Annotated in this window: 33 protein-coding genes and 1 tRNA gene; 30 read left to right on the forward strand and 4 right to left on the reverse strand. The window is 64.6% G+C overall.

From position 1 onward, the window contains the following. The first annotated feature begins 22 nt into the window (after positions 1 to 22). Together Q7514_RS15525 and Q7514_RS15530 are read left to right on the forward strand one after the other, a co-directional pair. Positions 23 to 1,432, forward strand: coding sequence for a lysine N(6)-hydroxylase/L-ornithine N(5)-oxygenase family protein (locus tag Q7514_RS15525; RefSeq protein ID WP_330134156.1), 1,410 nt, complete (start codon positions 23 to 25; stop codon positions 1,430 to 1,432). Further along, positions 1,429 to 1,668 (forward strand): MbtH family protein, encoded by a 240-nt coding sequence (locus Q7514_RS15530; protein WP_054805259.1) that lies wholly within the window; start codon positions 1,429 to 1,431, stop codon positions 1,666 to 1,668. The genes Q7514_RS15525 and Q7514_RS15530 overlap by 4 nt, the downstream gene beginning before the upstream one ends. A gap of 9 nt (positions 1,669 to 1,677) precedes the next feature. On the opposite strand, the gene Q7514_RS15535 is transcribed toward Q7514_RS15530, so the two are convergent. Beyond that, positions 1,678 to 3,300 carry a threonine/serine exporter family protein gene (locus Q7514_RS15535; RefSeq protein WP_330134157.1) on the reverse strand — a complete coding sequence of 541 codons (1,623 nt, stop codon included), beginning with the start codon at positions 3,298 to 3,300 and terminating at the stop codon, positions 1,678 to 1,680. Between the two features lie 123 nt (positions 3,301 to 3,423). Here Q7514_RS15535 and Q7514_RS15540 point away from each other — a divergent pair. Then, positions 3,424 to 3,495 (forward strand) — tRNA-Thr (locus Q7514_RS15540). A 53-nt stretch (positions 3,496 to 3,548) separates the two neighbouring features. On the opposite strand, the gene Q7514_RS15545 is transcribed toward Q7514_RS15540, so the two are convergent. From Q7514_RS15545 to Q7514_RS15555, 3 genes are all read right to left on the reverse strand, one after another. Beyond that, entirely contained in the window at positions 3,549 to 4,748 is a 1,200-nt protein-coding gene (locus Q7514_RS15545) for a tyrosine-type recombinase/integrase (RefSeq protein WP_330134158.1), read from the reverse strand. A gap of 8 nt (positions 4,749 to 4,756) precedes the next feature. Beyond that, a complete protein-coding gene (locus Q7514_RS15550) occupies positions 4,757 to 5,149 on the reverse strand; it encodes a hypothetical protein (RefSeq protein ID WP_330134159.1) in 393 nt (130 codons plus the stop codon). Positions 5,150 to 5,275: 126 nt separating this feature from the next. Then, the gene (locus Q7514_RS15555; protein WP_330134160.1) at positions 5,276 to 5,923 is read right to left on the reverse strand and encodes a hypothetical protein; all 648 of its coding nucleotides are present in this window, start codon (positions 5,921 to 5,923) and stop codon (positions 5,276 to 5,278) included. Between the two features lie 604 nt (positions 5,924 to 6,527). Between Q7514_RS15555 and Q7514_RS15560 the strand changes: the two genes are divergently transcribed. The 27 genes from Q7514_RS15560 to Q7514_RS15690 all read left to right on the forward strand — a co-directional run bounded on the left by Q7514_RS15560 (position 6,528) and on the right by Q7514_RS15690 (position 18,245). Further along, complete coding sequence (locus tag Q7514_RS15560) at positions 6,528 to 6,731, forward strand: hypothetical protein (RefSeq protein WP_330134161.1); 204 nt, start codon at positions 6,528 to 6,530, stop codon at positions 6,729 to 6,731. Further along, a complete protein-coding gene (locus tag Q7514_RS15565; RefSeq protein ID WP_330134162.1) occupies positions 6,728 to 7,612 on the forward strand; it encodes a hypothetical protein in 885 nt (294 codons plus the stop codon). The genes Q7514_RS15560 and Q7514_RS15565 overlap by 4 nt, the downstream gene beginning before the upstream one ends. Continuing rightward, entirely contained in the window at positions 7,609 to 7,941 is a 333-nt protein-coding gene (locus tag Q7514_RS15570) for a hypothetical protein (protein ID WP_330134163.1), read from the forward strand. Before Q7514_RS15565 ends, Q7514_RS15570 begins: the two co-directional genes overlap by 4 nt. Continuing rightward, the gene (locus Q7514_RS15575) at positions 7,938 to 8,129 is read left to right on the forward strand and encodes an excisionase (protein WP_330134164.1); all 192 of its coding nucleotides are present in this window, start codon (positions 7,938 to 7,940) and stop codon (positions 8,127 to 8,129) included. Before Q7514_RS15570 ends, Q7514_RS15575 begins: the two co-directional genes overlap by 4 nt. Then, positions 8,126 to 8,620, forward strand: coding sequence for a DUF732 domain-containing protein (locus Q7514_RS15580; protein WP_330134165.1), 495 nt, complete (start codon positions 8,126 to 8,128; stop codon positions 8,618 to 8,620). The genes Q7514_RS15575 and Q7514_RS15580 overlap by 4 nt, the downstream gene beginning before the upstream one ends. Positions 8,621 to 8,893: 273 nt before the next feature. Next, on the forward strand, positions 8,894 to 9,493 hold the full coding sequence (locus Q7514_RS15585) for a hypothetical protein (protein ID WP_330134166.1): 600 nt from the start codon (positions 8,894 to 8,896) through the stop codon (positions 9,491 to 9,493). Continuing rightward, entirely contained in the window at positions 9,490 to 9,648 is a 159-nt protein-coding gene (locus Q7514_RS15590) for a hypothetical protein (protein ID WP_330134167.1), read from the forward strand. The genes Q7514_RS15585 and Q7514_RS15590 overlap by 4 nt, the downstream gene beginning before the upstream one ends. Beyond that, the gene (locus tag Q7514_RS15595) at positions 9,645 to 9,884 is read left to right on the forward strand and encodes a hypothetical protein (protein ID WP_330134168.1); all 240 of its coding nucleotides are present in this window, start codon (positions 9,645 to 9,647) and stop codon (positions 9,882 to 9,884) included. The genes Q7514_RS15590 and Q7514_RS15595 overlap by 4 nt, the downstream gene beginning before the upstream one ends. After that, a complete protein-coding gene (locus Q7514_RS15600) occupies positions 9,881 to 10,189 on the forward strand; it encodes a hypothetical protein (protein WP_330134169.1) in 309 nt (102 codons plus the stop codon). Before Q7514_RS15595 ends, Q7514_RS15600 begins: the two co-directional genes overlap by 4 nt. After that, positions 10,186 to 10,530: a hypothetical protein gene (locus Q7514_RS15605; RefSeq protein WP_330134170.1), complete on the forward strand. Its 345-nt coding sequence runs from the start codon at positions 10,186 to 10,188 to the stop codon at positions 10,528 to 10,530. Before Q7514_RS15600 ends, Q7514_RS15605 begins: the two co-directional genes overlap by 4 nt. Beyond that, entirely contained in the window at positions 10,527 to 11,309 is a 783-nt protein-coding gene (locus tag Q7514_RS15610; RefSeq protein WP_330134171.1) for a DNA-binding protein, read from the forward strand. The genes Q7514_RS15605 and Q7514_RS15610 overlap by 4 nt, the downstream gene beginning before the upstream one ends. After that, a complete protein-coding gene (locus Q7514_RS15615; RefSeq protein ID WP_330134172.1) occupies positions 11,306 to 11,497 on the forward strand; it encodes a hypothetical protein in 192 nt (63 codons plus the stop codon). Before Q7514_RS15610 ends, Q7514_RS15615 begins: the two co-directional genes overlap by 4 nt. After that, positions 11,494 to 11,730 carry a hypothetical protein gene (locus Q7514_RS15620; RefSeq protein WP_330134173.1) on the forward strand — a complete coding sequence of 79 codons (237 nt, stop codon included), beginning with the start codon at positions 11,494 to 11,496 and terminating at the stop codon, positions 11,728 to 11,730. The genes Q7514_RS15615 and Q7514_RS15620 overlap by 4 nt, the downstream gene beginning before the upstream one ends. Continuing rightward, on the forward strand, positions 11,727 to 12,080 hold the full coding sequence (locus Q7514_RS15625; protein WP_330134174.1) for a hypothetical protein: 354 nt from the start codon (positions 11,727 to 11,729) through the stop codon (positions 12,078 to 12,080). Before Q7514_RS15620 ends, Q7514_RS15625 begins: the two co-directional genes overlap by 4 nt. Further along, the gene (locus Q7514_RS15630) at positions 12,077 to 12,334 is read left to right on the forward strand and encodes a hypothetical protein (protein WP_330134175.1); all 258 of its coding nucleotides are present in this window, start codon (positions 12,077 to 12,079) and stop codon (positions 12,332 to 12,334) included. Before Q7514_RS15625 ends, Q7514_RS15630 begins: the two co-directional genes overlap by 4 nt. After that, positions 12,331 to 13,215 (forward strand): YqaJ viral recombinase family protein, encoded by an 885-nt coding sequence (locus tag Q7514_RS15635; protein WP_330134176.1) that lies wholly within the window; start codon positions 12,331 to 12,333, stop codon positions 13,213 to 13,215. Before Q7514_RS15630 ends, Q7514_RS15635 begins: the two co-directional genes overlap by 4 nt. Continuing rightward, positions 13,212 to 14,120, forward strand: a complete 909-nt coding sequence (locus Q7514_RS15640) for a hypothetical protein (protein ID WP_330134177.1) — start codon at positions 13,212 to 13,214, stop codon at positions 14,118 to 14,120. The genes Q7514_RS15635 and Q7514_RS15640 overlap by 4 nt, the downstream gene beginning before the upstream one ends. A 160-nt stretch (positions 14,121 to 14,280) precedes the next feature. Beyond that, positions 14,281 to 15,246 carry a hypothetical protein gene (locus Q7514_RS15645; RefSeq protein WP_330134178.1) on the forward strand — a complete coding sequence of 322 codons (966 nt, stop codon included), beginning with the start codon at positions 14,281 to 14,283 and terminating at the stop codon, positions 15,244 to 15,246. Beyond that, positions 15,243 to 15,740: a hypothetical protein gene (locus tag Q7514_RS15650; RefSeq protein WP_330134179.1), complete on the forward strand. Its 498-nt coding sequence runs from the start codon at positions 15,243 to 15,245 to the stop codon at positions 15,738 to 15,740. The genes Q7514_RS15645 and Q7514_RS15650 overlap by 4 nt, the downstream gene beginning before the upstream one ends. Beyond that, positions 15,737 to 16,111: a hypothetical protein gene (locus Q7514_RS15655; protein ID WP_330134180.1), complete on the forward strand. Its 375-nt coding sequence runs from the start codon at positions 15,737 to 15,739 to the stop codon at positions 16,109 to 16,111. Before Q7514_RS15650 ends, Q7514_RS15655 begins: the two co-directional genes overlap by 4 nt. Beyond that, complete coding sequence (locus Q7514_RS15660) at positions 16,108 to 16,419, forward strand: glutaredoxin family protein (protein ID WP_330134181.1); 312 nt, start codon at positions 16,108 to 16,110, stop codon at positions 16,417 to 16,419. Before Q7514_RS15655 ends, Q7514_RS15660 begins: the two co-directional genes overlap by 4 nt. After that, positions 16,416 to 16,538, forward strand: a complete 123-nt coding sequence (locus Q7514_RS15665) for a hypothetical protein (RefSeq protein ID WP_330134182.1) — start codon at positions 16,416 to 16,418, stop codon at positions 16,536 to 16,538. The genes Q7514_RS15660 and Q7514_RS15665 overlap by 4 nt, the downstream gene beginning before the upstream one ends. Then, positions 16,535 to 16,912: a hypothetical protein gene (locus Q7514_RS15670; protein WP_330134183.1), complete on the forward strand. Its 378-nt coding sequence runs from the start codon at positions 16,535 to 16,537 to the stop codon at positions 16,910 to 16,912. The genes Q7514_RS15665 and Q7514_RS15670 overlap by 4 nt, the downstream gene beginning before the upstream one ends. Continuing rightward, complete coding sequence (locus Q7514_RS15675; protein ID WP_330134184.1) at positions 16,909 to 17,229, forward strand: hypothetical protein; 321 nt, start codon at positions 16,909 to 16,911, stop codon at positions 17,227 to 17,229. Before Q7514_RS15670 ends, Q7514_RS15675 begins: the two co-directional genes overlap by 4 nt. Further along, complete coding sequence (locus Q7514_RS15680; RefSeq protein WP_330134185.1) at positions 17,213 to 17,452, forward strand: YegP family protein; 240 nt, start codon at positions 17,213 to 17,215, stop codon at positions 17,450 to 17,452. The genes Q7514_RS15675 and Q7514_RS15680 overlap by 17 nt, the downstream gene beginning before the upstream one ends. Next, positions 17,449 to 17,619, forward strand: a complete 171-nt coding sequence (locus Q7514_RS15685) for a hypothetical protein (RefSeq protein WP_330134186.1) — start codon at positions 17,449 to 17,451, stop codon at positions 17,617 to 17,619. The genes Q7514_RS15680 and Q7514_RS15685 overlap by 4 nt, the downstream gene beginning before the upstream one ends. Continuing rightward, positions 17,616 to 18,245, forward strand: coding sequence for a hypothetical protein (locus Q7514_RS15690; protein WP_330134187.1), 630 nt, complete (start codon positions 17,616 to 17,618; stop codon positions 18,243 to 18,245). Before Q7514_RS15685 ends, Q7514_RS15690 begins: the two co-directional genes overlap by 4 nt. Positions 18,246 to 18,294 lie beyond the last annotated feature (49 nt).

Below are 18,294 nucleotides of genomic sequence, written 5' to 3' on the forward strand. Positions count from 1 at the left end.
CCCCGACTACGGAAGTTGAGTGATGATCGACCGATCCAGCACATTCACCGGTCAATCGGAGGTGCAGGGCGACCCGCACGGGGAAGTCTTCGACCTCGTCGGTATCGGTTTCGGACCCGCGAATCTGGCGTTGGCCATCGCGATCGAGGAACACAACGAAACCTCTCCGGGCAACGAGGTTCGCGCCTGTTTCCTCGAGCGTCGTACCGAGTTCGGGTGGCATCCCGGAATGCTCCTCGAAGGCTCGACCATGCAGATCGCCTTCCCCAAGGACCTGGTCACCTTCCGTAATCCGACCAGCAGTTACAGCTTCTTCTCCTATCTTCATGAGCACGACCGGCTCGTCGACTTCGTCAATCATCAGACGTTCTTCCCCACCAGGCTCGAGTTCCAGGACTACCTGCAGTGGGCTGCCCGACGGGTCGGCACCGACGTGCGCTACGGCACCGACATCGTGTCCGTCGAGGCGTTGCACAACGCGCGGGGGAGCGCCGACCTGTTTGCGATCCGCTCTGCGGACGGCAGCGTCGTCCATGCTCGGACGGTCGTGATGGGTGTCGGCCTCCGGGCTCGCGTTCCCGGCTGGGCGACCGAGTCTGCGCGCTGCTTCCACAACCATGACTTCCTGTTCCATCTCGAGGAGATGCCCTCCCCGGTTCACCAGCGGTTCGTCGTGGTCGGCGCCGGTCAGAGCGCTGCCGAGGTGGTGCAGTACCTGCACACCAACTACCCGCAGGCCGAGGTCCACAACGTCTTCGGCCGGTTCGGCTACAGCCCCGCCGACGACAGCCCCTACGCCAACCGGATCTTCGACCCCGCAGTGGTCGACGAACTGCACGCCGCCCCGCTCGAGGAGCGCGAGCGTCTCCTCGCACTGCACAAGAGCACCAACTACACGGTCGTCGCGCCCGAACTGATCGAAGCGCTGTACGCAGCCGAATACCGCGAACGGGTGCGCGGGCCGCGCCGCCTGTTCATGCGTCGTGCATCCGAGGTCCTCGCCACCGAGGAGACCTCCGCGGGCATCGACGTGGAGATTCGTAACAACCTGGACGGCCTGTCCGACACTCTGAAGTGCGACGCCGTCGTCCTCGCGACCGGCTTCGAGCCGGCATCGCTCGGCTCCATACTCGGAGACCTCGCATGGGACACCCCGGTGCCGCCGGTGGCACGCGACTATCGTCTGGATCTGCCGGCCGATGTCGCGGCCGACGTGTACCTGCTGGGAGGGACGGAGAAGACTCACGGTTTGACTGCGTCGCTATTGTCGAACGCGGCCGTTCGGGCAGGAGAGGTTCTCTCGTCGGTCCTCGAACGCCGACTACGGAAGCAATCGGTGGAGCGGGCTGAGCAATCGGTGGAGCACGCAGGGACCGGTGAGCTTGATAGAATACCGAACCAGCACACCTACGCAACAAGTGAGGCGAGATGAGCACGAATCCATTTGACGACGAAGACGGCCGCTTCTACGTTCTCGTGAACGACGAGGAGCAGTACTCGCTGTGGCCGACCTTCGCCGAGGTCCCGCAGGGGTGGCGGGTGGTATTCGGCGAAGAGTCGCGCGCCGCTTGCGTCGAGTACGTCGAGCAGAACTGGACCGATATGCGTCCCAAGAGCCTGCGCGACGCGATGGAGGCCGACGAAAAGGCACGCCAGGGTAGCGCCTAGAAACTTCTACTACATCCGACGAGAGTCACGCAGCCGACGAAATCGCTGCGTGACTCTCGCCTTTTGTGTAGGTATCGGTGCGGTGGTGGAGATCGGTGACGTCGGAAGTGGCCCGGTGCCCTCGATGATGGGCAGGGGCCCGGTGCTGTCGATGACCGGAATCGGTCCGGTCGTCGCGGTGGCACTCGGTCGATCTTCGGCTTCCTCCATCGCGGTGCGGGACCCGGTCCGGCGCATCTGCGGGCGGCGCAGCCCGCTCGCGGCGCCCCCGAGGAGGACACGAGGATGACGCGTCGTCCGGGCGAGCCACTCACCGAGGGTCACACCGGCGGCAAGGGCACATCCGATGCCGAATGCCGAGAACAGAGCTGTCATACCGCTGGTGACCTCGTTGCGCAGCATCGCGTACAGACCCCGGTACAGAGCCAGACCCGGCAAGAGGGGGGTGATACCGGCGACGGCAACGACGAGTGGTGGGATCAGAGCGCGGCGGGCCATCAGACCACCGGCGAAGCCGATCACCGTCGCGGCGATCGCGGACGACACGATCGGCCCGAGGCTCAGACCCAGAGACAACTGATAGACGAGGGCGCCCGCCGCACCGGCAAGAGCGGCCACCGTCAAGGCCCTGCGCTCCGCGTAGCAGGCCAGTGCATAGAACAGCGCGGCCGCCGCACCCGCAGTGACCTTCGTCGGCAGCTGCGCCAGGTCGGGTAGCGGGGCATAGGTGATCAGAGGGAGTTCGGCCCCGAACACCTCGGCGATGCGCAGCGTCGTCGCGACACCCGCGATGATCCCGCCGGTCATCATCAGCAATTCGAAGAACCGCGCCGACGCAGTGATCGGCGCGCCCGTGATGGCGTCCTGCACCGAACCCACCAGGGAGAGGCCGGACAGCAGCACGGTGACACCCGCCGCGATGATCAGTCCCGGCGAGATCTCGAAGCCGAGCGTTTCGCGGAACCCGTACAGCGTGATGGCCGGGGCCGTCGCGATGATGCCGCCCACCACGTGCTGGAAGAAGAAGGGCAACCCCGCCGCGTTGAGCAGCCGGTTGGCGCGGTCGATCACGAACGTCGATCCGAAGGCCACCAATGCGACGAGGAACCCGCCGCCGAGCAGCACGGAGATCGCCGCAGCCATGCCCGACCACGCGACTGTCGCAACCCAGCGGTTGTAGGGGTGGGGGGCGCTGGTGAGCGCCATGAGTTCCTCGTGGGCCTGTGCCGGTGAGATTGCGTCGCGCCGGATCCTCCGGGTGAGGCGATCGACCGCTGCCAGTCGAGTGAAGTCCATCGATCGGTACTGCACCACGCGCATGGTGCTGGCCGGGGGCATCGTCTGCCCGCGATAGGCCGACAGCACGATCGAGTTGTAGGTGACGTCGACATCGCACTGGGCCAGACCGTAGGTGGCGGCGACGAACCGTACCTGCTCGGAAGTGTCGATCGCGCCGGTGCCCGCTGCGAGCAGAACTTCACCCACGCGAACTGCGACATCCAGGGCCTCGGCGACCACTGCGTCGTCCGTCAGGTCGATCGGCTGGAGCGGCGCCGGTGCGGAGGTGACCGCGTCGATGGTCGCGCGTCGCTTGCCGAAGATCAGGTTGGCGGCGCCATTGAGGAAGTTCACCGGCGACCGTCCACTACGAATCCGTGGCAGGCAGGGGTGAAACGCATGAGTTCTACGGTAGCCAAACCAGGTGGGTGTGCGTCGTGAGTGTGACGCACTATATGATGGGCCGCGCTTGAAAATGCCTCCTTAGCTCAGTGGTAGAGCACTCGCCTTGTAAGCGAGCGGTCGTCAGTTCAATCCTGACAGGGGGCTCCGGTGACGGGACTCTGACCAGCATTAATGCTGATCGGGGTCCCGTCTTTTTGCTATCCGGACCCAGAATTGTCACGAGTTGTCACAACGCGATCCCAGCTCGCGGCAGCGTCCTTCAACGCGTCATCCTGGGAGTGCATATAGGTGCGCATCGTGAACGCCGCATCGGCGTGCCCGAGCCACGCCGCGATCACCACGATCGGGACACCCTGCAGATGCATCAGCGTCCCGCAGGTATGCCGCGCATCGTGCAACCGGATCTCCGACACCTTCGCCGTCTTGCACATCGACCGCCAGTAGTCGGAGATCGTGTCCGGGTGGAACGGCTGCCCGGCTGGGTCGCACACAACGTGAATTCCGGCGTCATACGCTTCACCGAGCGCGAGCTTCTCCTCGGCCTGACGCTTCCGCGCCCGCTTCAACGCGTCCTTCAACGCGGGGGTCAGCGGCAGGGTGCGTCCCGAGCGGTCGCTCTTCGGCGCACCCTCCGACGGCTTACCGTTCACCGACACCCGGTTGTTCGAGACCTGCAGAGTGCCCTTCTTCAGATCGACGTCGGACCATCGCAAGCCGCATATCTCGCCGCGACGCAACCCGGACAGTGCCAGATGCCACGCGTGCTCGTTGCGATCTGCGGCGGCCGCGGCGAGCAGACGTCGCACCTCTGCCTCGGTGAACGTCTGCATCTCGACGTGTTCCTTCGGTACCCGGTCGACGAGCTCCGCGACGTTCCGTACGAGCGACCCCTGCTTGACGAGGTCGTCCATCATCCGACCGAGCGTCGCCAACATCGGGTTGATGCTCGTCGCCTTCCACTTCCGCCGCGGCGTGTCATCCGGCTTCGGGATGGTGCCGGCCATGAGTCCGGCGACGAGCTCGTCGAGGTGCAGCTTCGTCAGCTTCCGGACCAGAAGACTGCCGTGCACGTCGCGCAGCGGCTGCAGCGAGTGCGTGTAGGCGGCGAGCGTGGACGGACGAATGCGTCGCCCGGCGAGCCACTGCGCACACGCCTGCTCAACAGTCAGGGACGATGCGTGCGCATGCGCTCCCTTCGCGACATCGGCCTGCAAGCTGGACAGCTTGTCTTCGGCGTCCGCGAGCTTGGCGTACCGCTTGCGGAACTGCTTCCGTTTCCCGGTGACGGGATCGTTGCCGACGTCGACAGTCAGTTGGTAGCGGACAACCTGCTTGCCGTTCTCCTTGCGGTCGAGTTCGATCTTCTTGATCTGTGGGGGTAGTTGTCGTCGGGCCATTCGTGACCTCAGTTGTTCCAGGGCTGGCGTCGGGCCAGCTCGCGGGTGATGTAGGCGCGTTCCTTCTCGGTGAGGGTGCGGACGCGCGTGTGCAGTGTGTCCAGTTTGACCCAGAGTGCTTCGGCGACGTCGTGGGTGACGTGGCCGCCGGACCAGAGGAGCGCGTCGACGAGGTCATCTAGGCCGATGAGGTGCTCGGCGGTGAGCCTGTCGACGATGCGTTCTTCGAGTGGCCCGAAGTGTGGGTGATCGGGTGCGGGCCCGCGGTTGTAGTGGTTGAGCTCGTGGACGAGCGCTTCTCGACGTTCGGTTTGGCTCGAAGTCTGTTCGATCTCGATGCCGTCTTCGGTGAGGCGCCCGCGTTTTCCGCACGCCGCGAGGTCGGTGAACCGCACGTTCACGTGGGGGTAATGGTCACGCAGGTGCCGCCACGGGTGGGGTGGATGTAGCGAGCACATGAACGGCATTCGAACACAAATTCGAACACCCCGCACCGTTACCGATGGGAAACTTGTCGGAGGTATGTGCTACGCGCCGTACTCCGGGCCTTCGGGATCCGGATGCTCACCCGGCTCACCCTCCAGGCGACGCCGGCGCAACTCGTCCGTCTCGCCGGTCATCGCCGCCAACTCCCTCGCTGTGGATGGGATTGTGGATGGCTGGGCATCAAGGTCTGAGCCTTGCTTCTTACGTGACAAGGGTGCGACGTTGTCGCCACCTATGGGGGCTCCTGTCCGGCGGCGATCGCCGCGAGCCTCGCCGCTGTCGACCGGGCCGCGCGCTTGCGTCCCCTGTTCCGCGACTTCTTCGGTGCGTCCATCTTTCGTCTCCTTCGGTGTCATCGCCCGGATCACCGCGAGGACAGCGTCACGCTGCTCGTGGGTTAGGGCGTCCGCGGTGCTGGGAAGCATCGCGGCCAGTTCGGATTGACGACGTTCGACTGGGAGTCCGATGGATGCGGCCGCGGCCAGGACGACGGATGCGACGTCTACCTCGAGTGCATCCGCCATCGCCTGGATGGTGGCCGGCTCCGGGAACTCCTTGATCCGAACGCCGGTACCCAACTGCTGCCACCGCTGCGCGGTGAAGACGTGGCTGGCGCGGTCCGCAAGGACGCGGTAGGACCAGCCACGATCAGCGCGGCGCGCTTGGATGAGGTCAGCGAGTGTGGGCACGCTCTGAGATTGGCCGACCTCGTCGTTGGCTGGCAACTGTTCCTCCTCGCTGGGGTCCTACCGGTACTTGGCGCCGAACGGACGGATGACCGCCTACCGTTTGACACCTGCAATCGTGCCGCATAACCCCTGCCTGCGGAAAGTTCCCGCCATCGTCCCACTTGCACCCACCTACCGGTAGGCGCTACAGTTCTGCTCAGTACTTGACAGATAGACGCCTACTAGGCAGGATGGAGCACACGATGGCAACCCGCTATCGCAGACGACCAAAGGGGACTTGGATGAGACTCCGCAGTGCGGCTCTCCTCCGGGCGCTGGTTGGGCCTGAGAAGAACAAAGTCATGTCGGGACGCAAGCTCGCTCGGTATGTCGACGTTCATCCCAGCTTCGTTGATCACTTACTTCACGAGCGCCGGCGCAGCTGCTTGCCGCTGACGGCCGATCGCATCGCGGAGGCGCTCGGTGTTCCCACCGAGGTGCTTTTCGAGGAGCAGGTGTCAACTACCGAGCGCCCAACCGTCAAGAGAAAGACAGCAGTAGCCGCATAGAAAAAGCCGCCAGCTGGGCAAACAGCTGACGGCACTGACAAGAGATTGGAGATCACGTGTCACACACAGCATACAAGTTGCGCACCGCCACTCCGGACGAGTGGACGCACGACGACGTCCTCGACGTCATCGACTACTACCCGGCGACGATCGACGGCGAGCTCGTGCCGCACGCGATCGTGATCGTCGACTGCTACGGATCGCCGCTCAAGACCTCGCTGCCGGTGAGCGAACTCGCAGTCGAGGCGGTGCCAGCATGATTACCGACCTCACAGCTCCGGCCGCGCGCGAACAGCGCGACTCGCTCGCATCGCGCACCGACGTACTCGACAAGGTCGGCATCATTGCGTCCCTACCCGGCGACATGCACTGCACGACGGACATGGTCGCCACCTTCTTCGAAGTCGACCGCGAGACTGTCCTGACCGTCGTGAAGCGGAACCGCGACGAACTCGATAACGACGGATACCGCGTCATTACGCGGGGGGCATTCGAGGAGACGTTCAATATGAACGTCCCCTCCTCGGCAAGCCGGATCGCACTCTTCCCGCGGCGCGCCGTCCTCCGTGTCGGGATGCTCCTCCGTGACTCCCAGATCGCCCGCCGAGTCCGCGACTACCTCCTCGACACCGAACGCCCCGCGCAGATCGAGACGCTCACCCCACTCGAGTACGCACTCCGACTCGTCGACGCCGAGAAGCGTGTTCTCGAAGCGCAGGCCCAGGCGGAGGTTGGCGAGAAGTTCAAACGCGCGATCGAAGGCGGTGACGGGCTCAGCCTCCGCGCCTTCCACAAGAAGTACTTCTCGGCAATCGCCGAGACGGATTTCATGGAGCACCTCTACCTGAAGAGCTACCTGATCGATCAGCGAGGAAAAGGCTCCCTGCGCACCGAGGGACCGAAGGCCGGCACCCACCGCGACGGATCCCAACACCGACACCCGTCATTCAAGGGCAAGAAGTTCTTCTACCTGCACACCGGTGGCGTGTACGGCGGTAAGCGTCGTGAGTCCACGCGCGTCCGACCAGGCGAGTGGGAGCTGATGTTGCGTGACCAGCTCGCCCACGAAGGTCTGTCTGCGAACGAGAACTCTGCTGGCCTGTTCGCGATCGAAGGCGGAAAAGCGAGGGAGTTGGCATGACCGAGTACGTGTGGAAGCTCGACGTCGAATACCCCGCCGACTGCTACCACCCCGACGACGCGGAGCCCTGGTTCGCAGGCATGAAGCGCGGCGACTGGAAGCCCGAAGGCTGGGAGCCCGACGAGGAGTACATCGAGCGGTTCAAGACGGAACGGTTCATCTGGCCGGCCGTCCGCCGCTTCTACCTCTCCCGCAGCGCCGCCGTTGATCGTGCGCTGCTCCTCGAGTGCTACGGCGCGAAGGTGCGGCTGCTCCGATCGAAGCCGATCGAGTTCGAGGAGCGTCGGTTTCGCCGCCCGCTGCGTGTGATCCAGGGCGGTGCGGCATGACCGCGCCGATCGGCCCGAAGCTGCTCCTCAACGCCGTCGAGGCTGCCGAGTACCTCGGATGCCATGAGTGCACCGTGCGCGTCCTGTGGCGCGATCACGGTTTGCCGTTCGTTCGAATCGGTCGCGGCCGCAAGGTGACCCGCGACATGCTCGACCGCTACGTCGCTGAGCACGCGGAGGTCGCGTGACTCCCACGAAGTTCACGATCGCCCGTTACTACTTGAAGGACCTCACTCGCATGAACAAGCGCCGCGCCACCGTCGTTGTCTCGTCTCTGTTCGCTGGCGCGTTGGTCGCCGCGGCGTGCACCGCTACCGGCTCAGAGGTGGAGGGCACCGCGCTCGCCGCGTCGGCCCCGGCGAGCGCGCCGGCCTCCCCGGTCGCGGCGACGCACACGCCGCCGACCGCGACCGCCGCGGACAAGGACGCCTTGTTCATCGCGGTCCTCGATGAGCGTCGCTTCCCGTACGGCGGTGCCGAGGACTTGGCCCTCGAGGTCGGGTATGCGGCGTGCGACGCACTCGATTCGGGTGTGTCGATGGTGCAGCTCGCGGCAGTCACCCTCGAGAAGTACTCCCCGGAGGACGGCGGCACCTTCTTGGGCGCTGCGGTCGGAGCCTTGTGCGACGAGCACATACCGAAGGTGGAGGCGTTCCAAGCCCAGTTCGGTGGTAACTGATGCGCGGCCTGGTGTTCGGCCTGCCGATCGCGCTGGTCCTGTGGGTCGTGATGGTCGGTGTCGCTGCTCTCATGTTCGCGGTGCTGTCGTGAACGCCCGCCAACTGTTGCTGCACCTGCTGTGGGTGTTCGTCGCCACGGAGATCGCGCGCGGTTACGCCGCCGATGTCGACGACTACGACTCCTGAAACTCCGGTGCGCCTCGTGAGGGGTTGCGGGGCGCACCGGCTCCAAGTCGCAAAAACTTTGCACGACTATGCATAAGGACAACGCAATGACCAAGTTCGAGATCACTACCGAAACCAAGGATCACTACAGCGTCACCCTGCACCGCATCAAGGCTCTGCGCGACATCCCACGTCACGGTGTGAAGACCGGCGATCTGGGTGGCTGGATCGAGAAGGAAGCCAACCTGTCTCAGGATGGGGATGCGTGGATCGGGGGCAACGCCAGCGTGGGGGGCAACGCCAGCGTGTGGGGCAACGCCCGCGTGTGGGGCAACGCCCGCGTGTGGGGCAACGCCCGCGTGTGGGACGACGCCAGCGTGTGGGACGACGCCCGCGTGTGGGGCAACGCCGAACTCACCCACACCCAACACCACATCACCATCGGCCCAGTCGGATCCGAAAACATCACCGTCACCCTCTACCGCACCGCAGACGGACACCAAGTCCAAGCCGGCTGCTGGGGACCCGGAACCCTCGACGAACTCAAGACTGAAGTGAAGCGCCGCGAAAAGGACGAATGGGCACACCGCGATCCGGCTGATGTTGGCAGGTGGGCCGCGCAGTACAAGTACATCCGCAAGCTCGGCGAAGCGGTGGCCGCATCGTGGGATGCGGAACGTGCCGCAGCGAAGGCGGTGCAGGCATGAGTGCTCTCCCCATCTACCAGCAGGATCGGCGTGACGACCTCGCCGATGACCTGCCCGAACCGTCCCGGTGGGATGTGTTCCTGGCGCATTTCTGGTGGATCGCCGCCGCGCTCGTGTTCGGCACCATCGGCTACCTCGCGGTGATGCTGCCATGACGCTCACGCCGACACCTCACTCCGAACCCGTCCGCCAGATCGACGCCGACGCAGCACGCCGCTCCGCTGACCTCGCCGCGTACCTCGCCGACACCCTCACCATCCAGGCCGCCGAATCCGACGCCTACCGCACGGCACTGCTCGAGCAGGCAGAGAAGGCGTGGAACATCGCGAACCGCGCCAACGAGTACGCCTCCCGCATCGAAGCCGACGACTTCCTCGGAGGCGCCAAGTGAAGAAGCGAACCGCGAAATGCGGCACCGAATCCGGCTATCAACGCCACCACCGACTCGGCGAAACCGCATGCCGGGCATGCCTCGACGCCAAGCGTGACAGCAACCGGCGCCGCTACATCATCTCTCGCAGCAAGCACGTACTCGAAAAAGGCGTCAACCTACCCGCGTTGACCGTGGCCCGCATGTACCTGCTGAGCCCCGTAGACGTGCAACTCGAACTCGACCGGATCATCGCCCCCGATGTCGTCGACGAGCTCGTCCGCCTCCACGACCACTACGTCGACCTCACCAGGAAAGCATCATGACCGACCTACTCAACCACCGTGATCTCTCCGCAGTGATCGACGCGTGGGCAGCATCCATCACCGACAAGCCGCCTCTGCAGCGCGATCCACGCCTGTGGGATCTGTTCGAGGAAGACCGACGCATCTACGGCATCTACTCCCAGAACGGCCGGAAAGGCGGCAGGCCGAAAAGGGGCAGTATCCCCGTCGTAGGTGTCGATGAGGGTGGGTGTAGGGAGTGTGGCCGGAAGATGCGGCCGCGCCGAACATCACTGTCGACGCACCCCGACACTGTTTCGCCTGGGGCGAATGGATTGTGCGCCGGCTGCTACATCCGACCAGCACAGCGTGGTGCCGAATGAGTATCTGCAGCGTCCCCAACTGCCCCCGTGGCGGCCAGCTCCGACGCGGGAAATGCCACGCCTGCTACGAGAAGTGGCGCATACGACAGCACGCGTACGGCCGGTTCGATCCTGAGTTCATCGACGCCACCGAAACCCTCGAGCACATCCAGAAACTCCGTGCCGCAGGAACGTCGTGGCGGCGTATCGCAGAGTTGGCCGGCATCTATCGAACCCAACTGATGCGACTGCGCACCGCTACGAAGATCGGACGTGGTACCGCCGAACGGATCCTCGCGATTCCGGTTCCGGCGGCGAAGCATCTCGTGGCCGCCGACCACGACTGTGTTCCTGCGATCGGCGCGGCCCGCCGCATCCGGGCGCTCACCGCCCTCGGATGGACACAGTCGTACCTCGCGAACCGTCTCGGTATGTCGGTAGGCAACCTGTATGCCACTACCCATTTGACGCGTGACTTCCTCACGGTGCGTCGTGACCGCGACATCCGCGTCTTGTTCGAGGAGCTGCAGATGCAGCGCGGCCCGTCGGTGCGGGCCCGGAATCTCGCCGTCAAGTACGGGTGGGCGCTTCCCCTCGAGTGGGACGAGGAATCCATCGACGACCCGGCTGCCCAGCCTCATCGGGTTCGGCGCACGAAGCGGGACGACTTCGTTGGGCGTGCGGTCGAACGCCGCGAAGCGGTACGGGATCTCACAGATCGTGGCCTGTCTGCGGAGGACATCGCGATCCGGCTGCGCACGTCCGCGCGTCAAGTCCAACGAGATCGGAGCGCAGCATGACCACCATTCATCCGCCGCTGGTCATTCATGACGACCGTGTCCTGTGGCGTTTCAAGGCCGGAATCCGACTCCGTGAGGTCGAGTCAGGACGCACCTTCCTCACCACCATCACCCCGGGTCGTTTGTGGCACGGCGAAACCCCGTGCTCCATCGACGATCTCGAACTCCCAGTGGAGGTAATCGAATGAATATCGAAGAAGAACTCGGCAAGGAAATCGTCATCGCCCGCGATGGACTCACGATCGGCGGACGCAAGTTCCCGGGTGTCATCGCCAGAGAGCAGATGACCGTCGAGCCGCCGAGCGGTAACGACCCGCTGTGGTTCGTGAAGCTCACTCTGATCACCGAGACGCCACCGCGCTTCATCGGAACCAAGTTGGCTGAGTCCGGCGAGATCGTCATCGAGGACGGTGTGGAATGACTGATCACCGCATCGAATCGCTGCGACAGAACGCGGCGCTCCTAACCGACTGCGGACTCGTGACCGCTGCGGGGGTGCTGCTCCGTGAGGCCGACCGGATCGAGCGCGAGCAGGCCGACGAGAAGCGCATCGACGACTACGCCGAGGAGGCGTACCGAGCGGCTGGCGTGTTCCTCAAGTCCGGAACCAATTGGGCTCGTGCTGACGACAGGGCAAAGGATTGTTACCGGGCGGTCGTCCGCGCCGTGCTCGCGAAGCGCGACGAAGACCGCGCCGAATGGGGAAAGACGATCCCCGACGGACCCGCCTACCAGTACGGACGGGATTTCACGATCGGGGTGCGCAAGTGACCGCCATCGACCACGACCGCGCGTACGAGATCGCCCTCGACTCGGAACTCGGTGTCACCACCACCGCACACCCACTGACGTTCACCGGCCCAGGCCCCACCTGGATCTGCGACATCGAAGGCTGCCACCGCACCCGCACCACCGCCTGCAAACCCGCCGGATGCGCCAACGACCGCATCGACGGACGCGAATTCAAATCCCAGATCCGCGGCTACCTCGTCGACGACGAAGTCGAACTGGGGTGGGACGAATGAAGATGCCCGCCATCGTCCCCGGCTCACCCGAATGGCAGCGGATGGTCACCGCATCGAAGGTGCCCGCCATCCTCGGCATCTCCCGCTGGCAGAGTCAATTCGCGTTGTGGCACGAGATGGCCGGCGCAGTCGAACCAGCACCCGTCACCACCCAGTCACAGGACATGTTCGACTACGGGCACGCCGTCGAACTCGCCGCCGGCGAGTACTGGAAGTACCGCAACCCCGGCTGGAAACTCAGCCCCGGCGAAGTCCAGTTCCACCTCGACGATCTCGCGTTCCCCAACGCGGCAACCGTCGACCGACGCGCATCACGCGGCCGCGCCCGGAAGATCGTCGAAATCAAGTCGGCACGATCGCTCGAAGAGTGGGGCGACGACGGATCCGGAGAAGCACCCGCCGACTACACCGCGCAGGTCATCTGGCAGATGCTCATCTCCGGCATCCACCAGGCCGACATCGTGCTCTGGCCCGAATACGGGCGACCACGCATCTACCCGATCGAATGGGACCCAGAGGTCGCCGACGACATCCTGAAGATCGTCTACCTGTGGGTTGCGTCGATCAGCGCCGGAACACCACCAGATCTGGACGACACGATCACCACGTACGAGTGCGTCCGCCGTCTCCATCCGGACATCGAACGTGACCTCGAGGTGGAACTCGACGAAGTCCTGGCCGTCGAATACCTCACCGCCACCGCCCAGTCGAAAACCCTCGACAAAGAGTTGCGCGGCCTAAAAACCCGGGTGCTCGACGCCATGGGCAACGCCCAGTTCGCAATGTGCCGCGGCCACAAGATCGCCGACCGCCGCAACGGCCGCGGCGACTCCATCTCCCTCTACGCCAGCAAACCCACCTTCATCGAGGAGTACGCATGACCGAGATCCAGCCCCTCACCGAGAACGACATAGTCCAGGCCGGGGACAGTTTCGCAGCCACCCCCGCATCGAACTCCGCAGTCGCACAGCTCATGCAGCACGCCCAGGCCATGAGCGCAGCCAAGCAACTCGCCGACGCCATCTGCGGCACCGACATGGTCCCCGCGCGTTTCAAGGGGAAGCCCGGAGACGGTGCCGCGGCCATCCTGTACGGCGCGGAGATCGGACTGACCCCGATCCAGTCCATGCAGCAGATCTTCACCGTCCACGGATCACCGGCGATCTTCGCTCGCACGATGGTGGCGATCCTCAAGTCGCACGGCTACCGCATCTGGACCGTGGACTCCACCGACGACTCGGTGACCGTCTCCGGCGACGACCCCCGTACCGGCGTCGCGGAGACCTCGACATGGGACATCGCCCGGGCCACGAAGGCCGGGTATACGTCGAACAAGAAGTACGACACCGACCCCCAGGCGATGCTCTACGCGAAGGCTGCGGCGGAGGTGTGCCGCAAGCTCGCTCCCGAAGTGCTCCTCGGTATGGCGCACTCGGTGGAGGACTTGGAGCTGGAGCAGCCCGTCCGTGTGATCTCCGAGCAGGTTCGACCACCGCGCCGGGGTGTCGCCGGCCTGAAGGCTGCGCTCGCCCCGGCACCCACCCCCGAACCTGTCCAGGACGAACCCGACAAGAAGACGGCAGAACCGGAGAAGGCGACACGTGACCAGCAGGTGCGTATCGCCGAGCTCCTCGACGCCGAAGGCGTGAAAACGAAGGCCGCGAAGCTGGACTACCTGCAGGGTCAGTTCGGTGCGGGCATCAAGTCCGCCGCGGATGTGACCGCGGAGCAGGCCGGGCAGCTGATTGCGTTCCTCGAGTCGCCTGACGGTGACGACGCGGCATGACATCCGACCCATCGGTGGTGCGCACGGTCCCGGTCGCAGCCGCGATCGTGCGCGCCACCAACCCCCACAAGCCGCCGGTACGCGCATGCCGCGTGTGTGGCGAACCGGCGGCACCCGGATCCCGATGGTGCCGGGAATGCAGGAAGGGTGCGGTGAAGTAATGGCAAGAATTCGGACACTCAAGCCTGAGTTCTGGGATTCGCCGAGCACTGCGCAGGCCGATCTGGCGGTGCGACTCACATTCATGGCCATGTGGAACTGGGCTGACGACTCCGGTCATGGCACCGCAAACATGAAGGAATTGGAGGCGTTCGTTTTCCCGAATGACGATGTTGCGGAGCTTCCGCGGAAGAGTCGCGGAAATTCCGCGGATGCCGCCGGAACTTGGCGGAGCTTCGCGGAGGTCTGCGGAGAGGTTTCGGAAGCCTACGGAGTGGTGTTCTACCGGGTATCCGGACGCCCCTACTACGAGATCCCCAACTTCAAGCGCCACCAGTCGAAAGATTTCCGCCCCACGTCGAAATACCCACTCCCAGCCGAGGGTGAAATCTACGACGTGACCAGCGGTAATTCGTTCAACACGCCACCCATGAAGACGTCCGCTGGTGACGCTCTCGCGGAGACCCGCGGAATTTCCGCGGATAGTCGCGGAAATTCCGCTGGTGCCGCCGGAACTTCCGGTTCTGTAATAGGGGAACAGGGGAACAGGGGAACCGGGGAAGAAGAGATTTGCTCACCGGCTCCGCCGTCGAGCGACACCGAATCCGAGCAGCCCGACCCCACCGACTACCCCGACACCTTCGAAGAGTTCTGGCACGAATACCCACGCAAGGCCGGGAAGCGAAAAGCACTCACAGCATGGAAACGAGCCGTGCGAAGAGTCAGCAACGAAACACTCATCGACGGCGCCATCCGATACGCCCAAGACCCGAACCGCGTCGACCGATTCACCAAATACGCGGAGGGCTGGCTCAACGGAGACGGCTGGCTCGATGAACCACTCCCCGGCCGGAACTCAGAACCCAACGGAATGACCAAGCAGGACGCCAAAGTCCACGGCTTCCTCGGCACCGCACAACGAATCAACGCCAACCGAAACACCAACGAACTACGGGAGCTGATGTGACGACCGACTACTACATCGACACCGCAGGGAAGGTTCTCGCCAAGTGCGCCGGAAACGACCCCTGGTTCCCTCAGGGCGGCGAAGCGATCATCCACGCATGGGCGGAAGTCTTCGCCGAGTCCGGACTCGCCTGCGAGGACCTGGAGGCCGGTGTAGCCCGCGCCTACCTCAAAGCAGGCGACGACGGATACAAGCCGCTGCCCGGGTCGATCGTGCGCCACGCGAAAGAGGCGTACTTCGAGCAGCTGCACTCACTCCCCGAGGATCGCCGCGCGCTCATGGAAGAGGCGAACCACATCCTCCAGGAGATGGGTATCGCGCCCCCCGACGCGCACCGCTTCGCCCGCCGAGTCGCGCTCGGCCGCTCAACACCGTTCCGGCTCACCGACGAACAGGACACCGAGTTCCGGCGCCGCATGATCGAGCGCCGCCACCTCACCGCGGACCCACGTAAGGCGATCGTCGGCGGCTACTGGTTCAAGGGGCTGAAATGACCCGCACCCGCAAGTCCGCGAAGGCCGCCGGCCAACGCTTCGAATCCGACATCGCCGACTACCTCGCCACCCACATCGACGACCGCATCGAACGTCGCCGCCTCAACGGCATCAACGACCGCGGTGATCTCACCGGACTCAAAGTCCACGGGTTGCGCACCGTCGTCGAATGCAAAAACTATGGCGGCCGCTTCGAAGTCGGCACCTGGCTCGGCGAAACCGAAACCGCCCGCCACAACGACCATGCCGACATCGCCCTCGTCGCAGCGAAACGCCGCGGCACCACCCACCCCGGAAACCAGGTCGTGTTCATGACCCTCGACGACCTCATCGCACTGATCACCGGACGACGACCAGGAGACCCACAGTGAACCCCACCCAGATCACCCTCTACGCCAAGACGTCCGGCTGCCAGCAGTGCAAGGCCACCGCACGCCACCTCGACCGCCAGAGCACCCCGTACGTGACCCGCTACGTCGACCAGGACCCTGCAGCCGCCGACGAAGTGAAACTCCTCGGCTACCAGGCCGTGCCCGTCGTGACCGCCGGTGACATGCACTGGTCCGGGTACCGGCCCGGCAAGCTCGACCAGCTCGGGCGACTTCACGCCACAGCCGACGACGTCACCGATCTCGACACCGCAGCCGAGCAGTACCTCACGGAAGAAGGCGCGGCGTGAAGCCCACGTTCCGTGTCCTCGGCCTCGTCGTGTTCTGCGCTGCTGGCTGGTTGACGGCCGCGGCGATGCTCACCGACTACGCCGGCCAAGCACTCACACACCTCGGGAGCAACGAATGACCCTCATCCAGCTCAACGTCCGCGATGTCACCGTCACTGCCGAGAAGGTAGGCGAGCACTTCGCCATCCACCCCGCGATCCTCCACAACGAGGACACAGGGGACTTCACGCTCAGCTCGGACCACTGGGACATCCAGCACCTTCCGTCGAACAAGTCTGTGATGTTTGTGCACCAGGAAGATCCGGTCGAGTACCCCGGTGAACCTCGCGCGGTCGATCTCGACAAGGTCCGCACGTTCCTCGGATGGCTCGAACAGCAGGCGGATTGGAGCTGTGAGTCGCCGGACCTGTCGGTTCTGCCGAAGGAAACCCGTATGACGATCGCACTGTTTCGTGCGGACCCCAACTACCACGAACTCGGGAGAACACCATGACCCACGACTACTGCCCGGCGACGATCGATGGCGCACCCGCGCACCGGTGCCTCTGCTACCACCAACCCAACCACCACGGCGGCCACGAATGCCGATGCGGCCACTACTGGGGCATCGACTGGGACGCCATGAGCTACGACGAGCAGTGGCGGTTCCTCGGGCTGCCGGACGTCGGATTCCAGGTGACCCTCGACCGATTCCGGACCGGCCTCGACCTCACCCGAAAGCATTTCGCCAAGGTCGGGGACGCGATGCACGGTCTCACGAACGCACTGAACCGGATCGTCGAGGAGGACCACCATGACCGCACCGCATAAGCACACACTCACCCTCTATCGCGATCGCGCTGGGGAGTGGCGCTGGAACCGCAAGGCATCGAACGGCCGAATCGTGTCCGACAGCGGCGAAAGCTACGTCGACCGCCGCGACGCCATCCACGGCATGCACACCGCCAACCCCGACTGGCAGGAACTCCGGCTCATCGACATCGCCGACAAACTCACCACCACACACGACACCGACGACGAGGAACGACCATGAAGCTATTCCACCTCACCGCATGGGCACTACTCGCCGCCTACTTCACATACGGATGCGCCGCATACGGACTAACCGGCAGCGCCGACGGCTGGTTCGTCGCCCTTGGATGGATCATCCCGTGGCCCGCAGTCATCTCGATCGGCATGGCATTCGGGAGGCGACCATGACCGACTCGGACGGGTTCTACATCCCCAAACACGACCACCCCGCGCTGCTGCAACTCCTCGAACAAATCCCCAGCCTCTGCGAAGACCTCGCCATCACGCTGACCAAGCAAGACCGCATCAGCACCGGCGGGCCCCGAGTCCGCACCGGCACAGACGAACAACCCCTACCGTTCTCACCCGAAGCGTCCGACGCCGCAGACCTCCTCCACAACACCCTCCACTCATGGGTACGCGCCGTCTGCGAACAACGACACCTCGAACCACCCCACCGCAACGACACCCTCCACCACGCCCGCTGGCTCCACCGCTGGCACCTCGCCCTCGCCCTCACCGAAGGCGCCCAAGAAGCACCCAGCGAAATCCGCTACGCCATCGGAGTCGCACGACGATCCGTCGACCGGCCACGCGAGAAAACCATCGAACGACCCGAAGACGAGAGCCTCGAAGCGGTCGGCCTCACCAAGACTGAACTGCGGATCATGATCTACGAACGAACCAAGAGGCGAGTCACACGCAAAGACCTCGACAACTGGATCTCACGCGGCCACATCACCACCATCGCGTCCGGCTACTACTCGCTACCGTCAGCCCTGGCGTATCTCGCGAATAGACGTGATGCAGCGTGAATGAGCGTGATTCCGGGGGAGTGTGCGTGACCTGCACTGAGCCACCCGT

The organism is Rhodococcus artemisiae (assembly GCF_036327795.1).
In the GTDB taxonomy this organism is placed as follows: domain Bacteria; phylum Actinomycetota; class Actinomycetes; order Mycobacteriales; family Mycobacteriaceae; genus Rhodococcus; species Rhodococcus artemisiae.

Bases quoted from the DNA above. Each gene is read 5' to 3' on its own strand.
- Q7514_RS15525 (WP_330134156.1), top strand. From the start codon at position 23: ATGATCGACCGATCCAGCACATTCACCGGTCAATCGGAGGTGCAGGGC.
- Q7514_RS15530 (WP_054805259.1), top strand. From the start codon at position 1,429: ATGAGCACGAATCCATTTGACGACGAAGACGGCCGCTTCTACGTTCTC.
- Q7514_RS15545 (WP_330134158.1), bottom strand. From the start codon at position 4,748: ATGGCCCGACGACAACTACCCCCACAGATCAAGAAGATCGAACTCGAC.
- Q7514_RS15565 (WP_330134162.1), top strand. From the start codon at position 6,728: ATGATTACCGACCTCACAGCTCCGGCCGCGCGCGAACAGCGCGACTCG.
- Q7514_RS15570 (WP_330134163.1), top strand. From the start codon at position 7,609: ATGACCGAGTACGTGTGGAAGCTCGACGTCGAATACCCCGCCGACTGC.
- Q7514_RS15575 (WP_330134164.1), top strand. From the start codon at position 7,938: ATGACCGCGCCGATCGGCCCGAAGCTGCTCCTCAACGCCGTCGAGGCT.
- Q7514_RS15585 (WP_330134166.1), top strand. From the start codon at position 8,894: ATGACCAAGTTCGAGATCACTACCGAAACCAAGGATCACTACAGCGTC.
- Q7514_RS15590 (WP_330134167.1), top strand. From the start codon at position 9,490: ATGAGTGCTCTCCCCATCTACCAGCAGGATCGGCGTGACGACCTCGCC.
- Q7514_RS15595 (WP_330134168.1), top strand. From the start codon at position 9,645: ATGACGCTCACGCCGACACCTCACTCCGAACCCGTCCGCCAGATCGAC.
- Q7514_RS15605 (WP_330134170.1), top strand. From the start codon at position 10,186: ATGACCGACCTACTCAACCACCGTGATCTCTCCGCAGTGATCGACGCG.
- Q7514_RS15610 (WP_330134171.1), top strand. From the start codon at position 10,527: ATGAGTATCTGCAGCGTCCCCAACTGCCCCCGTGGCGGCCAGCTCCGA.
- Q7514_RS15615 (WP_330134172.1), top strand. From the start codon at position 11,306: ATGACCACCATTCATCCGCCGCTGGTCATTCATGACGACCGTGTCCTG.
- Q7514_RS15620 (WP_330134173.1), top strand. From the start codon at position 11,494: ATGAATATCGAAGAAGAACTCGGCAAGGAAATCGTCATCGCCCGCGAT.
- Q7514_RS15625 (WP_330134174.1), top strand. From the start codon at position 11,727: ATGACTGATCACCGCATCGAATCGCTGCGACAGAACGCGGCGCTCCTA.
- Q7514_RS15635 (WP_330134176.1), top strand. From the start codon at position 12,331: ATGAAGATGCCCGCCATCGTCCCCGGCTCACCCGAATGGCAGCGGATG.
- Q7514_RS15640 (WP_330134177.1), top strand. From the start codon at position 13,212: ATGACCGAGATCCAGCCCCTCACCGAGAACGACATAGTCCAGGCCGGG.
- Q7514_RS15645 (WP_330134178.1), top strand. From the start codon at position 14,281: ATGGCAAGAATTCGGACACTCAAGCCTGAGTTCTGGGATTCGCCGAGC.
- Q7514_RS15655 (WP_330134180.1), top strand. From the start codon at position 15,737: ATGACCCGCACCCGCAAGTCCGCGAAGGCCGCCGGCCAACGCTTCGAA.
- Q7514_RS15670 (WP_330134183.1), top strand. From the start codon at position 16,535: ATGACCCTCATCCAGCTCAACGTCCGCGATGTCACCGTCACTGCCGAG.
- Q7514_RS15675 (WP_330134184.1), top strand. From the start codon at position 16,909: ATGACCCACGACTACTGCCCGGCGACGATCGATGGCGCACCCGCGCAC.
- Q7514_RS15680 (WP_330134185.1), top strand. From the start codon at position 17,213: ATGACCGCACCGCATAAGCACACACTCACCCTCTATCGCGATCGCGCT.
- Q7514_RS15685 (WP_330134186.1), top strand. From the start codon at position 17,449: ATGAAGCTATTCCACCTCACCGCATGGGCACTACTCGCCGCCTACTTC.
- Q7514_RS15690 (WP_330134187.1), top strand. From the start codon at position 17,616: ATGACCGACTCGGACGGGTTCTACATCCCCAAACACGACCACCCCGCG.